The sequence below is a fragment of the Ensifer sp. ENS11 genome (assembly GCF_014851895.1).
In the GTDB taxonomy this organism is placed as follows: Bacteria; Pseudomonadota; Alphaproteobacteria; order Rhizobiales; family Rhizobiaceae; genus Ensifer; species Ensifer canadensis.
In genome coordinates, this window is sequence record NZ_JACVAN010000014.1 from 109,573 (window position 1) to 124,062 (window position 14,490).

The 14,490-nt window shown below is 62.1% G+C and carries 14 protein-coding genes; 5 read left to right on the plus strand and 9 right to left on the minus strand.

The window, feature by feature from the left end:
* Positions 1-128: 128 nt before the first annotated feature.
* A complete protein-coding gene (locus IB264_RS23480) occupies positions 129-599 on the minus strand; it encodes a MaoC family dehydratase (protein WP_025427941.1) in 471 nt (156 codons plus the stop codon).
* Positions 599-1,051, minus strand: coding sequence for a MaoC family dehydratase (locus IB264_RS23485; protein ID WP_025427940.1), 453 nt, complete (start codon positions 1,049-1,051; stop codon positions 599-601). The genes IB264_RS23480 and IB264_RS23485 overlap by 1 nt, the downstream gene beginning before the upstream one ends.
* Before the next feature lie 252 nt (positions 1,052-1,303).
* Here IB264_RS23485 and IB264_RS23490 point away from each other — a divergent pair, with 252 nt between their 5' ends.
* Positions 1,304-2,410: a hypothetical protein gene (locus IB264_RS23490; RefSeq protein WP_025427939.1), complete on the plus strand. Its 1,107-nt coding sequence runs from the start codon at positions 1,304-1,306 to the stop codon at positions 2,408-2,410.
* A gap of 150 nt (positions 2,411-2,560) precedes the next feature.
* Here the strand turns inward: IB264_RS23490 and ychF are convergent, their stop codons facing one another.
* Complete coding sequence (gene ychF, locus IB264_RS23495) at positions 2,561-3,664, minus strand: redox-regulated ATPase YchF (RefSeq protein WP_025427938.1); 1,104 nt, start codon at positions 3,662-3,664, stop codon at positions 2,561-2,563.
* Positions 3,665-3,868: 204 nt separating this feature from the next.
* Here ychF and clpS point away from each other — a divergent pair, with 204 nt between their 5' ends.
* Positions 3,869-4,180: an ATP-dependent Clp protease adapter ClpS gene (clpS, locus tag IB264_RS23500; RefSeq protein WP_025427937.1), complete on the plus strand. Its 312-nt coding sequence runs from the start codon at positions 3,869-3,871 to the stop codon at positions 4,178-4,180.
* 3 nt (positions 4,181-4,183) lie between these two features.
* Here clpS and IB264_RS23505 read toward each other — a convergent pair whose 3' ends face one another.
* The 6 genes from IB264_RS23505 to IB264_RS23530 all read right to left on the minus strand — a co-directional run bounded on the left by IB264_RS23505 (position 4,184) and on the right by IB264_RS23530 (position 10,866).
* Complete coding sequence (locus IB264_RS23505; protein ID WP_025427936.1) at positions 4,184-4,636, minus strand: GNAT family N-acetyltransferase; 453 nt, start codon at positions 4,634-4,636, stop codon at positions 4,184-4,186.
* A gap of 3 nt (positions 4,637-4,639) precedes the next feature.
* Complete coding sequence (gene pth, locus IB264_RS23510; RefSeq protein ID WP_025427935.1) at positions 4,640-5,359, minus strand: aminoacyl-tRNA hydrolase; 720 nt, start codon at positions 5,357-5,359, stop codon at positions 4,640-4,642.
* Positions 5,360-5,421: 62 nt separating this feature from the next.
* Positions 5,422-6,156, minus strand: a complete 735-nt coding sequence (locus tag IB264_RS23515; RefSeq protein ID WP_025427934.1) for an ABC transporter substrate-binding protein — start codon at positions 6,154-6,156, stop codon at positions 5,422-5,424.
* A 30-nt stretch (positions 6,157-6,186) separates the two neighbouring features.
* Positions 6,187-8,559, minus strand: coding sequence for a bifunctional diguanylate cyclase/phosphodiesterase (locus IB264_RS23520; RefSeq protein ID WP_025427933.1), 2,373 nt, complete (start codon positions 8,557-8,559; stop codon positions 6,187-6,189).
* 283 nt (positions 8,560-8,842) lie between these two features.
* Positions 8,843-9,451 carry a 50S ribosomal protein L25/general stress protein Ctc gene (locus tag IB264_RS23525; RefSeq protein ID WP_025427932.1) on the minus strand — a complete coding sequence of 203 codons (609 nt, stop codon included), beginning with the start codon at positions 9,449-9,451 and terminating at the stop codon, positions 8,843-8,845.
* Between the two features lie 233 nt (positions 9,452-9,684).
* Entirely contained in the window at positions 9,685-10,866 is a 1,182-nt protein-coding gene (locus IB264_RS23530; protein ID WP_025427931.1) for a benzoate/H(+) symporter BenE family transporter, read from the minus strand.
* A 248-nt stretch (positions 10,867-11,114) separates the two neighbouring features.
* Here IB264_RS23530 and IB264_RS23535 point away from each other — a divergent pair, with 248 nt between their 5' ends.
* From IB264_RS23535 to IB264_RS23545, 3 genes are all read left to right on the plus strand, one after another.
* On the plus strand, positions 11,115-12,071 hold the full coding sequence (locus IB264_RS23535) for a helix-turn-helix domain-containing protein (RefSeq protein ID WP_025427930.1): 957 nt from the start codon (positions 11,115-11,117) through the stop codon (positions 12,069-12,071).
* 267 nt (positions 12,072-12,338) lie between these two features.
* Complete coding sequence (gene adh / locus IB264_RS23540; protein ID WP_025427929.1) at positions 12,339-13,847, plus strand: aldehyde dehydrogenase; 1,509 nt, start codon at positions 12,339-12,341, stop codon at positions 13,845-13,847.
* 199 nt (positions 13,848-14,046) lie between these two features.
* Positions 14,047-14,439, plus strand: a complete 393-nt coding sequence (locus IB264_RS23545) for a DUF779 domain-containing protein (protein ID WP_025427928.1) — start codon at positions 14,047-14,049, stop codon at positions 14,437-14,439.
* Positions 14,440-14,490: the final 51 nt, after the last annotated feature.

Below are 14,490 nucleotides of genomic sequence, written 5' to 3' on the forward strand. Positions count from 1 at the left end.
TTGGACGGGCGACGGTCGCTCAACAGAGCGTTTCCGGGTTAACCGGAGTTACGGAAACGCTCTATCTCTTTATTTCCAAGCATTTCTTGACTGAAAGCCTCTTGGCGTTTTTCCTGGAGATGCCCTGGCTAAACGAACTCGATGACCTTGCTTTCGAAACGGATGACCGCCTCGCCGTGCTGGTTTTCGCCTTCGCAGAGGATCGTGTTGATCCGCCAGCCCGGCCGCGAAGCGAGCGTGCGGCTTTCGAGGAACGTGACGGCATAGGTCACGGTATCGCCGGCATAGACCGGCTTCAGCCATTTCAGATCCCGGAAGCCGGGCGAGGGGCCGAGCCGTGGCGCGTGCAGGCCTTCGGCCGCAAGCCGCCGCTGTTCGTCCTTCCAGAACCGGACGAAACACTGCATCCATCCGGCCGCGGTGTGCCAGCCGGAGGCGCATAGACCGCCAAACAGCGAATGCCGAGCCTCTTCCGCGTCGAGGTGGAACGGCTGCGGATCGAAGTCACGGGCGAAGCGGACGATATCCTCGGCGGTAAAGGCCAGGGTGCCGATGACGGTCCTGCGACCGGTGGCGTAAAACTCCTCCATCGTCATCATTAATTCTGACCTTTGTCGCGGCAGCGGAAGAGCACGGTACATTCCGAAACCGCCACCGGTTCGCCGGTCTGGTTGACGATTTCGTTGCGGAACTTGACGATGCCGAGGCTCGGCTTGGACTTCGACCGGCGCGCTTCGAGCACCTGGCTGAAACCGGTGAGCACGTCGCCTGCTATCACCGGCTTCTTCCAGTCCATGAAATCGATGCCGGGAGAGCCTTGAGACGAAGAATGGCCCATGAAGGCGTCGAGCATCATGCGCATGCCGACGGCGCTGGTGTGCCAGCCGGAGGCAGAGAGGCCGCCAAGGATGCTGAGTTTGCCAGCTTCCTCGTCGAGATGCATCGGCTGCGGGTCGAATTCACGGGCAAAGGCGATCATGTCCGCAGGCTTCATTTCGACCGGCTTGTAGTCGAAGCGTCGCCCTTCGGAAAAATCCTCGAAATACAGCATGCTGAGTTGTCCCGTCTGATTTGCTGACGCTTTACGTACTGCATAATTTCTCAAACCGGAATCGATTTAAGCGGGAAATTAAGCAGTGGCTTTCAAACGTTAGAGCGTGCCTCATTCGTCATCTCTGACCTGTGGCGCTCTCGTGTCGGTTGATGCCACCGTATCGTGGAATTTCCAGGTTGCGCATGCCGATTGTTCATGCAACCACCTGATTTATGGGTGTATCGACCGGCTTTTGATTGAGGAATGCTCGTGACCGAACTGAACAGGGCGCTCGCAGGCGCTGCCGAAAAAGGGATCATCTCTGCCCGTCAGGTGAGCGATCTCGAAGCCTATCTCGCTGACCGTGGCATCAGCTTCGGGCCGGTGGCACCGGATGCTGCCGCCGACCGGGACGATGCGGCGTTCGATGCCCGCGCCGCCGAAGACAGCGAACAGCCGCGGTTCGTCAGGGGATTTCACGATATCCTGATCACGATCGGCGTCGTTGTCGTGCTGATCGGCCTCTGGGGCTTGGGCGGCCCATTCGTAACGCTGCCGGTCATTCTTGGGCTCGCGGAAATCCTGGTGCGGCGCCAGCGGCTGGCGCTGCCGTCGGTGGCGCTGACGGTTGCTCTCGTGCATTGGGTCGGGACGACGTCACTGTTGTTCGTGAGCGAGCATGATGATGCCTGGAAGCCGATGGTCTTTGCACTCGCCTATCTATCAGCGTTCCCGATCCCGCTTGGTCTGTTCTACTGGCGCTATCGCGTTCCGCTGGCGCTGGCCGGTCTGATGGTGTCGGTCGCACTCATCTGCGTGGTCGCGATCCTTCTTGCCTTCGAGAGGAGCTTGGGGATCGACCTCGCCAACGACGACCATTTCATGCTTCTCGCGCTCACCGTTCTTGTCGGAGCCCTGGGTCTCTTTGCGACCGCCATGCGCTACGACGTTTCCGATCCACAGCGTGTGACGGCGCGCTCCGATACGGCGTTCTGGCTGCATCTGGCCGCCGCGCCCGCATTGCTCTACTCGCTGATCGGTCTGGTCTTCGTGTCGAACGGCCGCGGCACGTGGTGGGACGGGCAGGCCGGGCTTGGCCAGGCGATTGCCGCCATTCTGATCGTTGCCCTGTTCATGCTGGTCGGATTGGTCATCGACCGCCGCGCCTTCGTCACTTCAGGGCTGTTGTCGCTCGGAGGCGCGATCTGGACGATGCTCAACCAGACCGGCGCGTCGCTTGACAACTACGTCTTCGTTGCCTTCGCGGCGGTCGGCGTCACCGTGCTTTTCATCGGCATTTTCTGGCAGAAGCTGCGGCGCATTGTCATGAACCTGTTGCCGGAAATGATTACGGCGCGGTTGCATGCCGCGCCGTAATATCGGGTAACGCGCGTTGCGATCTTTCAGATCGCTTTCTGCGCTTTAAGCTCTTGTTCTTTGCGCATGTCGTTATCGCAAAACCGCAGCACACTTTTGCGCGACATGCTTCAATGGCTGCGCGCGTGAAGCGCGCCTCATCTCATTGTCTTACGTGTTGAAGCGGAAGTGGATGACGTCGCCGTCCTGGACGACATATTCCTTGCCTTCGTCGCGGGCCTTGCCGGCTTCCTTGGCGCCGACTTCGCCGCCGAGCGCAATGTAATCGTCGAAGGCGATGGTGTTGGCACGGATGAAGCCGCGCTCGAAGTCGGTGTGGATGACGCCGGCGGCCTGCGGTGCCTTGGTGCCGCGCGGGATCGTCCAGGCGCGCGTTTCCTTCGGACCGACCGTGAAATAGGTGATGAGATCGAGCAGCTTGTAGCCGGCGCGGATCAGGCGGTCGAGACCAGCCTCCTCGAGACCGAGCGCGCTCAGGAACTCCTTGGCTTCCTCTTCCGGCAGCTGCGCCACTTCGGATTCGATCGCCGCCGAAATCACGACGCTTTCAGCGCCTTGGGTCTTTGCCATTTCGGCAACCGCGCGGGTGTGCTCGTTGCCGTCGACGGCATCGCTTTCCGCGACGTTGCAGACGTAAAGCACGGGATGGGCGGTCAGGAGATTGAGGCCCTGCAGAATGCGCAGTTCTTCGGCATCAAGCTTGGCAAGCAGCGTGCGCACCGGCCTGCCGTCCTGCAGCAGCTTCAGCGACGCGTCCATGATCGGCAGCTGTGCCACCGAATCCTTGTCCTTGCCGCCGGCGCGCTTGCGGGTCTGCTCGGTGCGGCGCTCCAGGCTGTCGAGGTCGGCGAGCATCAGCTCGGTCTCGATCGTCTCGGCATCGGCGACCGGGTTGATGCGGCCTTCGACGTGGGTGATGTCGTCATCTTCGAAGCAGCGCAGCACGTGCACCACCGCATCCACTTCGCGGATGTTGGCGAGGAACTGGTTGCCGAGGCCTTCACCCTTCGACGCGCCGCGCACCAGGCCGGCGATGTCGACGAAGGAGATGCGCGTCGGGATGATTTCCTTCGACTTGGCAATGTCGGCCAGCTTGCGCATGCGCGGATCGGGAACCGCGACTTCGCCGGTGTTCGGCTCGATCGTGCAGAACGGATAGTTGGCAGCCTGAGCCGCCGCCGTCTTGGTGAGTGCGTTGAAGAGGGTGGACTTGCCGACGTTCGGCAGCCCGACAATACCGCATTTAAAGCCCATGGCTAAAACCTGTCGTTCTCGAATTCGTTGGGCGTGGCTATGGGATAAAGGAGCCGAACGGTCAAGCCTTCGCGCGTTTCGGCGCGGTGAAGGAGCGGGCTTTTGCTTGATTGGCGGTGTCTGGCGTACGATATTGAGTGGCAGCGTCCTGGGGCCGGATGGCCAACCGCGACCGCCTTCCTGTCATCAACGGGTGGATTTCCGATGAGTGACGACGATCTTGCCGCAAAACCGAAGCTGAAGCCGAAACCGAAGCTGGAGCGGCCGAAGCTCTACAAGGTCATTCTCGTCAATGACGACTACACGCCGCGCGACTTCGTCGTCATGGTACTGAAGGCCGTGTTCCATATGAGCGAGGAGGCGGGCTACCGGGTGATGATGACGGCGCACAAAATGGGGGTTTCCGTCGTTGTCGTCTGCGTGCGCGATATCGCCGAGACCAAGGCAAAGGAGGCGACCGACCTCGCCAAGGATGCCGGCTTCCCGCTGATGTTCATGACCGAGCCGGAGGAGTGACGGTCAGGGGCGGCGGATCTGATAGCCGGTCTTGTCCTGCCGGAAGCCACAATTTTCGTAGAAACGCAGCGTCGCGGGATCCTTCGACCCCGTCAGCAGCATGACTTTGTAGCAGCCGGCGGCCCACGCATCGCCGATGGCATGCAGGATCAAAGCGCGGGCAAAGCCGCGCTTGCGAAAGGCGGCCGAAGTGACGACGTTTTCGATGAGAGCGTAGGGTGCGCCGCCCCGCGTCAGGTTCGGCACGACGACCGACGTGACCGATGCGGCGGCGACATCGCCGGCAAACCCGATGAAGACCGTCATGCCGGGTTGTGCAAAGATTGCCTGAAAGCGATCGGTGGCGAGGGTTGTGTCGAGCGAAGGGTCGTCCGGGTTCAGTTCGCCATAAAGCGCAAGAAGTCCCGGCAGATCGTCTGCCGATGCCGCACGGATCGCGAAGGGCAGGGGCGACACCTGTCAGTCGCCCTTGGGGCCGAACAGCTTCTTCAGCATGTCGGCCATCGGACCGCTCGTAGGCAGCTTCTTCGGCTGAGCCGAATTGCGCGCCTGATGGATATGGGATTGCGCGCCCTGCTTCTTTTGCGCCTGCGGCTTGTCCTCGTCCGGCTTGCCGCCGGTCGCAAGCGCGATCTTGTTCAGAAGCTGCGAGTCCTCACCGCGCACCAGCATGTCGGCATTGTCGGCGATGGCGTCGAGCAGCGGCACCAGCCAGGTCTGGTCGACCTTGGCGAAATCGCCGAGCACATGGGCGTGGACGAGGTCCTTGACGCCAGGATGGCCGATGCCGAGCCGCAGACGGCGATACTCCTTGCCGCAATGGGCGTCGATCGATTTGATGCCGTTGTGGCCGCCGTGGCCGCCGCCGACCTTGATGCGGGCTTTTGCCGCCGGCAGATCCAGCTCGTCATAGATGACGGTGATATCCTTCGGATGCAGCTTGTGGAAGCGCATGGCTTCGCCGACCGCCTCGCCGGAGAGGTTCATGAAGGTCTGCGGCTTCATCAGCAGAACCCGTTCGCCGCCGATTTCACCCTCGGCGATCTCGGACTTGAATTTCTTCGACCAGGAGGAAAAGTTATGGCGGCGATGGATGACGTCGACAGCCATGAAACCGATATTGTGGCGGTTTGAGGCATATTTCGAACCTGGATTGCCAAGTCCTGCAATGATCAGCATGTCGTTACGCTCCGTCGGGCTTTCCCCGCTTCACGAGCGCGAAACGCCATCAGAGTCAATCCTTATTTCGTTGCCTGTTCGCTTCCGCTCGGCCGAACGCCGTAACGATCGAAGATCGCATCCTGGGTGCCGTTGCCGATCAGGCGGTCGAGTTCGCGCTGCATCTTCTCGACCGTTTCCTTGTCCATGTCGCGATGGCAGGCGATGCCGTAATATTCTCCTTCCAGCATCAATGCCGCCTCGACGGGCTTGCCCTCGGCACGCATGCTTTCGAAGGTCTTCTCCGATGTCATCATCAGGTCGATGCGGCCGCCGATCAGTTTCTTCAGCGTCGAATCGAGATTGGTCGCATAGTCGATCTTCTCGAAGCCGTGTTCCGTGAGGTAGGTGGCGGAAAAATCTTCCCGCTGGGTGCCGATGGTGAACCGCTTTGCCGCATCGATCGAACCGGGGGCGGTGTCAGATCCCTTGCGCCGGACCATGATCATGTGGTCGACGAGCAGCGGCTGCACCCACTGGAACAGCTTTTCGCGCTCGGTGTTGCGGCCGGTGGTGAAGACGCAATAGGACGCATCGGTTTCTGCCAGCATGTAGGCCCGCGCCCAGGGCAGGACTTCGATCGTATAGGGAAGCTTCAGCCCCTCCATGATCGCGGTTACCTGCTCGACCGAGGCGCCGCTTGCGCCGCTCGAAGTCGAGAAGTTGTAGGGCGGGTAGTCCTCGGTGACGAATTTGATCGTCTGTGCTTCGGCGGCGGTGGAAAGGCCGAGGAACAATGCCAGGATCAGCTCTTTCACGCCTTGCTCCTTCGCGCCAGTGTCTGGCCGTTATGCCTGGATGTTGGCCTTGACTTCGGAATCGCTCTCCAGCATGGCCAGCATCTTGCCGATCGGCATGGGGCGGCTGAAAAGATAACCCTGCCCACAATCCACACCAAGCTTGCGCAGGAGTTGCCACTGCTCCTTGGTCTCGATGCCTTCCGCGACCACGGTGCAGCCCATCTGGTGCGAGATCGTGCGGATGCCCTTGATCAGCATCCGGCTCTTGCGGCGGATATCGGCGGTGCCGGAGCTGAGCGAACGGGTGAAGGACTGGTCGACCTTGACGATGTCGACCGGGAAGCGGTTGAGGTAGCTCAGCGACGAGTAGCCCGTTCCGAAATCGTCGAGCGCGATCCGGCAGCCGAACTCGTTGAGCTGCTTCAGCACCGCGTGCACTTCCGGATTGTCGAGCATCAGCACCGCCTCGGTGATTTCGATGACGATCCGGTTCGGCGAAATATGGTGCTTGAGGAGCAGGGCCGCGAGCTTGTGCGGCAGCGTAAGCTCGAACTGCAGCGGCGAGAAGTTTACCGCGAGATAGGTGTTCTGCGTGCCGTCGAGGGCGGAGATATCAGCCAGATGCCGGATAGCCTTTTCGAGAATGCAATCGCCGATGCGGGCGATCGTTCCCGTTTCCTCGGCAATGCCGATGATCTTGCCCGGCGGCATCACGCCCTTTTCCGGGTGGTTGAGGCGCATCAAGGCCTCGAAGCCGGCGATCTGGCCGTCGCTGAGGCTGACGATCGGCTGCAGCCACGCCTCGAAGTGATCGTCCTTGAGGGCCGCTTCGATGCACTGTTCGATCTCGTGGCGCTCGCGCGCGGCATCGAGCATGCTGGCGTCGAAGACCTGCAGACCGTTCTTGCCGTCGCGTTTGCGCGCATACATCGCCATGTCGGCGTTGAGCAGCAGGTCCGAAGCATTCTCGGCGTGCTCGGGATAAACGGAGATGCCGACGCTGGCGCTGACGAAAAGTTCGTTGCCGGCAATCGGCATCGGCTCGCGCAGGGCACTGACGATGCGCTCGCCGATTTCAGACGCAAGAGTGGCGACGTCCTTATCCGATACCAGGATCGCGAACTCGTCACCGCCGAGGCGTGACATGACATCGTCAGGGCGCAGGGTTGCGCGGATCAGCTCGACCGTGTGGCGCAGAACCTCGTCGCCGGCGGCATGGCCGAAATTGTCGTTGATCCACTTGAAGCGGTCGAGGTCGATGAACAGGCAGCCGACCTGGATGCCGCAGGCATCGGCGGTGACGATCGCCTCGTCGAGTGCCGCCTCGAAGCCCTGGCGGTTGAGAAGGCCGGTGAGGTGATCGGTGATCGCCTGGGCATGGTTGCGGCTTTCGGCCTGCTTCAACGCGGTGACGTCGGTCATGACGGATAGCGACAGGTCGCCATCGCCGGCCGTTTCCGTCTCCAGGATCAGCACGGTCATGAACGCGCCGTCTGCTTTGCGGAAGGGGACTGTGACCTCGCAGATGTCGTGGTCGCCGACGGCAATCGCCTTGGCGTGGCTGCGGTAGGTCTCGTGCCAGTGCGGGTCGATGAAATCGGTGAAATCCTCGCCGATCACCTGTTCGCGGTGATAGCCGGTTGCCAGCAGCCAGTAATCGCTGACGGCGCAGAGGCGGTTGTCGGTGTCGAGCGAGAACAGCATCGCCGGGGTCAGGTTGTAGATGTCGGTGGCGCGCTCATGCGCGCTCTTCAACTCCATCGACTCACGCTCGAGCCGGTCCTGCATCTCGTTGAAATTGGCAGCCAGCGCGCCCATTTCGTCGTCCGAGGTCCAATCGACCCGGTGGCGCGAGCCCAGGCGCCGGGTCGCCTCTATGGCGGACGTCAAGCGCATCAGTGGGCGAATGACGGTGAAGCGGTTGCCGATGAGCGCGGCGGCAAAGACGGTGGCTACGGCAATCAGCAGGATGGCGAGGATAGCCAGCTCGTCCTTGCTGAACTGCGATAGCAGGCCGGGTGTCGGCGCGCGCACTTCGATGCTGCCGATTTCCTTGATGCCGTCGATCGAGTCGTAGGAAATGGGTGTTTTCAGGCTGCGGCTGTCGCTGTCGATGCCGAGGCCGCCGGAGGGCATCTGCGCGAGGATCGAGCCGGAGGTGTCGCGGATGGTGACAGCGACGATATCGGTGTCGTTCATCAGCGAGCGGGCGATGCGCTTGATGCCGTCGCTGTCGAAATCCCAGATCGGCTTGCCCAACGCTTCGGCGCTTGCGCCCATCAGAAGCTCGATGTTGTGCAGGCGCTCACGGGCGGCGCGTTCGCTGGAGATGCTGAGGAAGAGCACGAAGAGTGGGGCAACGAAAACCAGCATTGCACCGCAGACAATCGCAATAAATCGGTTCTCGACGGAATGCATCACTGGACGCATCCCCCAGGCGTTGCCACTCGTGTCATTTCGGATTCTCTTTAGACGCTTGCTTACAAATTTCCCCGGCGCAAGAACATCATCAAAACCTTAAATGTTGCTGAAATTGCTACGTGACAATTCGTGAGGAAGCCTGCTCGATTGCAGGACAGGGACAGCACGGCGGCAACCGGTGCGTTCAACGCAAAAGGCCCGCCTCGTTTGACGGGGCGGGCCTTTCAATGGGTACCGCAGGGTATCCGGCCGATGCCGGATCGCCGCTTCACCTCAAGGTGAATCAGGCTTCTGCTTCGCCTTCTTCTTCTTCCTTCAGACCGCCAGCCGGAGCAGCGATCGTGGCAACCGTGAAGTCGCGGTCGGTGATAACCGGGGTCGCGCCCTTCGGCAGCTTGATGTTGGAGATGTGGATCGCGTCGCCGACCTTGTGACCCGACAGGTCAACGGTCAGGAATTCCGGAATGTCGTCGGCAGCAACGGCCAGTTCGACTTCGTGGCGAACGATGTTGAGAACGCCGCCGGCCTTGAGGCCCGGGGACTTCTCTTCGTTGACGAAGTGAACCGGAACCTGAACGGTGACCTTGCTGTCCTTGGAGACGCGCAGGAAGTCAACGTGCATGGTGAAGTCGCGGACCGGATCCAGCTGGTAGTCCTTCGGCAGGACGCGGATCTTTTCGCCGTTGACGTCGATGACCGCAACGGTGGTCATGAAACCGCCGGCGTGGATCTTCATCGTCACGTCCTTGGTGGACAGCGCGATCGAAATGGGGGCCTGCTTGTCACCGTAGATGACAGCTGGGATAAGACCGTTGCGACGGAGTTCACGGGAGGACCCCTTACCAACCCGTTCGCGCGTCTCGGCCTTGAGCTCATAAGTTGCGTGGCTCATAGGTAGACCTTTCTATGTCTAATTCTGGAGAGTTCATCCGCAATGCGGAAAAACCGAAGCCGCATGGGCTTCATCCGCGTTGCCTCCAAGGGTGTCTACGCGGACGGGCGGTGCATAGACGAGATCACCCGCAAATGCAAGCTTTGCCGCGGTTTTAAAGCATGTGGCGCAGAGTGCACAGCGGTTTTGCGATAACGACTTGCGTGAAATCAAAGTGCGAAGGCGCGTCGCGCTCAGGCCTTTTTGCGCGTGAAGCGCGCCAGCGCCAGCATCAGGCCACCGGCGATCAGCCCCCAGAAGGCGCCCGAAACGCCGCCGAAGCTGACGCCGGAGGCGGTGACCAGGAAGGTGATTGCGGCCGCCTCGCGTGTCCTGGCGTCGGTGAAGGCCGCCATGGCGGAGCCGGCAAAGGCGCCGACAAGCGCAAGACCGGCGACTGCCTCGATCAGCACCGATGGTGCGAGGCTGACGAAGGTGGTGACCGCGCCGGCGAGCAGGCCGAAGATGACATAGAAGATGCCGGCATTGATCGTCGACCAGTAGCGTCGCGCCGGATCCGGATGGCTGTCGGCGCCGGCACCCATGGCCGCCGTGATCGCCGCAAGGTTGACCGCATGGCCGCCGAAGGGCGCGCTCAGCATCGAAAACAGGCCGGTCGTCGCGAACAGCGGGCCGGGGGTGGGGTTATAGTCATTGACCTTCATGACGGCGATGCCGGGAATGTTCTGCGACGCCATTGTAACGATGAACAGCGGCAGCGCGATGCTGATCATCGCAGGCGTCGTGAAGGCGGGCATCACGAATTCCGGCCGCGGCACCAGAGCCGAAGACAGCTCGGCCAGGGCATCAGCAGGCATTTCGACGCCAAAGGCGATCACCAGCACGAAGGCGAGCAGGGCGGCCGGCACCGCATAGAGCTTGTTGACGCTGCCGACGATCGCCCAGGCCAAGAGGATCGGCAGGCCGAACAGCGGATTGAAGCCGATCGCCTTGACCGGGGCAAAGCAAAGGCTGAGCAGGACGCCGGCCAGCATGGCATTTGCCAGTGTCGCCGGAATGGACGAGACCATGCGGCCGAGCGGCTTCCAGAGGCCGGCAATAACGATGAGCAGGCCGCAGACGAGGAAGGCACCGACCGCGGCGTTGAAGCCGCCCTCGACCATGCCGGAACTGGCGAGCAGCGCGGCACCAGGCGTCGACCAGGCGACGCTGACCGGCAGCCGGGTCACGGCACTGAGGATGACGGCGCATACGCCCATCGAGATCGACAGCGCCATCAGCCCGGATGCGGCCTGTGCTTCTGTCGCACCGACGCCGCCAAGGCCGTGAAGGACGACGGCGAAGGAGCTGGCGAAGCCGACAAAGGCGATCAAGAGACCCATGAAGAGGCTCTGGAGCGAGAAGTCACGAAGCATGGCTGGCAACCGGTTGTTGTGAATGAGTGTCGGATGATGCTCGAACTCGCGTATCATATTCCGCCGGCGTGTCGATACCGCCGGCGTGATGAACGCATCAAACGCGCTGATGCGGGCATGAAGGTGGACCTTCGTCTTGCTGGACCTCTCATCCAATCGATGCCTATAGTATGGCCAAAGCAGGCTCAGCCGTTTGGGAGATCGGGTGGGACTTGCGTTGCCGGACGTGGCTTGCAGGGAGGAAACCGATGCCTGCCGTCAGGGATCATACGGAATACGTCTATCAGGTTGCGCACCGGTCCTCGGCGGCTGCAAGCTCGCCGGTGGCCGCATCCTGGCGCCGCTGCATGACGCTCCATGGCCTGGCACCTGAGGATCGGCGCACACCGGTTCGACTTTCCGATAGCGAGTTCCGATTGGCGCGGCAGCGATCGGCCGAACTGATCGCCGAGGCGGGCGGCGAACTCGACCGGCTGTTTGCGACGGTCGGCAAGGCCGGCTGCTGCCTGCTTCTGACCGACGACAAGGGCGTGGCGCTGGAGCGGCGTGGTGCGGTCGGTGACGATGCGGATTTCCGCGATGTCGGACTGTGGTCAGGAACTATCTGGAGCGAGGCCAGCGTCGGCACCAACGGCATCGGCACGGCGATCGCCGACGAGCGCGCCGTCATTATCCAGCGTGATCAGCATTTCCTCAGCAGCAATATCGGGCTTAGCTGCACGACCGCGCCGATCCGCGATCACCTCGGCCGGCTGGCGGCGGCGATCGACATCTCCACCTGCCGCGATGATGCGTCGGAGATCACCGTCTCGCTTTTGTCACAGGCCGTGCGCGATGCGGCCGCGCGTATCGAGGCGGGGCTCTTCCGTCGAGCCTTTGCCGGATCGCGGATCGTGCTCGTGCCGATCGACCGGGCAGGGCCGGCACTTCTGGCTGTCGATCGCGACGACCTCGTCAAGGGCGCGACACGCGCGGCGCGGCAATGGCTCGGACTCGACGACAAACGCATCGCCTCGGGCATTCCGGCATCCGATCTTCTCAAGGAGGATCCGTCCGGCGACGGGAGCGAGCTTCCCGATGCCGAGCGGGCCGCGCTTCGGCGCGTGCTGTCGCGCGCCAATGGCAATGTGTCGATGGCAGCCGAACTGCTCGGCATCAGCCGCGCCACGCTTTATCGCAAGATGAAACGGCTTTCGGTTAACTGAACTTTTACCTCATCTGAGGCTGCCCCCTCATCCTAACCCTCTCCCCGCTGGCGGGGAGAAGGTCCCGGCAGGGGGATGAGGGGCGGAAGCGGCTCGAATCACTCATCAACGCGCCGCTTATTGCGCTGCAGCACGCTGACCTCGGCCCAGGTGTCTCACATCTGAAACAGATCGCGTCGCTGGCGATCGTGCCTCACTATCGAACACGCACGTTCGGCTTCACCTTCCTCTCACAGCTTTGGTTGCTGTTCACAGGGAGGAATGAACATGTTGCATCAGAAGATCGTCGAGAGCCCGTTCAAGCAGAAATACGGCAACTTCATCGGCGGTGAATGGCGCGAGCCGGTGGCCGGGCGCTATTTCGACAATACGACGCCGGTGACCGGCGGCGTGCTGTGCCAGGTCGCGCGCTCGGATGCGGCCGACATCGAGCTTGCGCTCGACGCTGCCCATGCCGTCCGCGAGAAGTGGGCGCGCACGTCGGCTGCGGAGCGGTCGAACATCCTGATGAAGATCGCCAGCCGCATGGAAGACAATCTGGAGCTTCTGGCGCGCGCCGAGACCTTCGACAACGGCAAGCCGATCCGCGAAACCATGGCCGCCGACATTCCGCTGGCGATCGATCATTTCCGCTATTTCGCCGCCTGCATCCGCGCCCAGGAAGGTTCTATCGGCGAGATCGACCACGACACGGTTGCCTATCATTTTCACGAGCCGCTCGGCGTCGTCGGCCAGATCATCCCCTGGAACTTCCCGATCCTGATGGCCGCATGGAAACTCGCGCCGGCGCTGGCCGCTGGCAATTGCGTGGTGCTGAAGCCGGCCGAGCAGACGCCGGCCTCGATCCTGGTCTGGGCAGACCTCGTCGGCGACCTGTTGCCGGCCGGCGTGCTCAACATCGTCAACGGTTTCGGTCTTGAAGCCGGCAAGCCGCTGGCCACCAGCCCGCGCATCGCCAAGATCGCCTTTACCGGCGAGACGACAACCGGGCGGCTGATCATGCAATATGCCAGCCAGAACCTCATTCCGGTCACGCTCGAGCTTGGCGGCAAGTCGCCGAACATCTTCTTCGCCGACGTGCTGGCCGAGGACGACGACTATTTCGACAAGGCGCTCGAAGGTTTCGCGATGTTCGCGCTCAACCAGGGCGAAGTCTGCACCTGCCCGAGCCGCGCCCTGGTCCAGGAAAGCATCTATGATCGCTTCATGGAGCGGGCGTTGAAGCGTGTCGAGGCGATCCGACAGGGCAACCCGCTCGACAGCGCCACGATGATCGGCGCGCAGGCGTCGAGCGAGCAGCTCGAAAAGATCCTCTCCTATATCGACATCGGCAGGCAGGAGGGCGCTGAGGTGTTGACCGGCGGCGGCCGCAACGTGCTCGAAGGCGAGCTGGCGGAAGGCTTCTACGTCAAGCCGACCGTCTTCCGCGGGCACAACAAGATGCGGGTGTTCCAGGAAGAGATCTTCGGGCCGGTGGTGTCCGTCACCACCTTCAAGACCGAAGCCGAAGCGCTGGAGATCGCCAACGATACGCTCTACGGCCTTGGCGCCGGGGTCTGGAGCCGTGACGCCAACCGTTGCTACCGCTTCGGCCGCGAGATCCAGGCGGGCCGGGTGTGGACCAATTGCTACCATGCCTATCCGGCCCATGCGGCCTTCGGCGGCTACAAGCAATCGGGCATCGGTCGCGAGACCCACAAGATGATGCTCGACCATTACCAGCAGACCAAGAACATGCTGGTGAGCTACAGCCCGAAGGCGCTCGGCTTCTTCTGAGGCTTCGCCATCGTTCCCTCTCCCCTATGGGAGAGGGCCTCCCAGGTGTGGCCGAGGGCTCTTCTCCAGCTCTCGCCCTCGGTCCACCCCGACTTTGAAAACGCAAGGCGCGGCGCTTGTTTCAAGGCGCTTGATTCGCGCATATCGTCATCGCAAAACCGCTGCACACTTTTGCGCGACATGCGCAAGGAGGCTCAACATGACCACCACCGAACCGCGCGTGCTGGCGACCGACGCGGCGCTCGAGTTCATCGCCGAGATCAGGCGCGATCATCCCGACATCCTGTTCCATCAATCGGGTGGCTGCTGCGACGGCTCGTCGCCGATGTGTTATCCCGCCGACGACTACATCGTCGGCGACAATGACGTGAAGCTCGGCGAGATTGGCGGCGTTCCCGTCTATATCAGCGCCAGCCAGTTCGAAGTCTGGAAGCATACGCAGTTGATCATCGACGTGGTGCCGGGCAGGGGCGGGATGTTCTCGCTCGACAATGGTCGCGAGCGACGCTTCCTGACGCGTTCGCGCCTCTTCGGTGGTGGCGAGGCCTGCCCGCTGGCGGCCACAGCCACGGCGACAAGCGCCGGCGCATGACCGCTACTTCCGCCAGCGTGAGCTGACAGCCGTGTCCTCTGTTGCGCTGCC

What these genes read in the sequence shown, in the direction of transcription:
- IB264_RS23480 (WP_025427941.1), bottom strand. Translation starts at nt 599, where the DNA reads ATGATGACGATGGAGGAGTTTTACGCCACCGGTCGCAGGACCGTCATC.
- IB264_RS23530 (WP_025427931.1), bottom strand. Translation starts at nt 10,866, where the DNA reads ATGCTTCGTGACTTCTCGCTCCAGAGCCTCTTCATGGGTCTCTTGATC.
- clpS (WP_025427937.1), top strand. Translation starts at nt 3,869, where the DNA reads ATGAGTGACGACGATCTTGCCGCAAAACCGAAGCTGAAGCCGAAACCG.
- IB264_RS23485 (WP_025427940.1), bottom strand. Translation starts at nt 1,051, where the DNA reads ATGCTGTATTTCGAGGATTTTTCCGAAGGGCGACGCTTCGACTACAAG.
- IB264_RS23535 (WP_025427930.1), top strand. Translation starts at nt 11,115, where the DNA reads ATGCCTGCCGTCAGGGATCATACGGAATACGTCTATCAGGTTGCGCAC.
- IB264_RS23545 (WP_025427928.1), top strand. Translation starts at nt 14,047, where the DNA reads ATGACCACCACCGAACCGCGCGTGCTGGCGACCGACGCGGCGCTCGAG.
- pth (WP_025427935.1), bottom strand. Translation starts at nt 5,359, where the DNA reads ATGCTGATCATTGCAGGACTTGGCAATCCAGGTTCGAAATATGCCTCA.
- adh (WP_025427929.1), top strand. Translation starts at nt 12,339, where the DNA reads ATGTTGCATCAGAAGATCGTCGAGAGCCCGTTCAAGCAGAAATACGGC.
- ychF (WP_025427938.1), bottom strand. Translation starts at nt 3,664, where the DNA reads ATGGGCTTTAAATGCGGTATTGTCGGGCTGCCGAACGTCGGCAAGTCC.
- IB264_RS23525 (WP_025427932.1), bottom strand. Translation starts at nt 9,451, where the DNA reads ATGAGCCACGCAACTTATGAGCTCAAGGCCGAGACGCGCGAACGGGTT.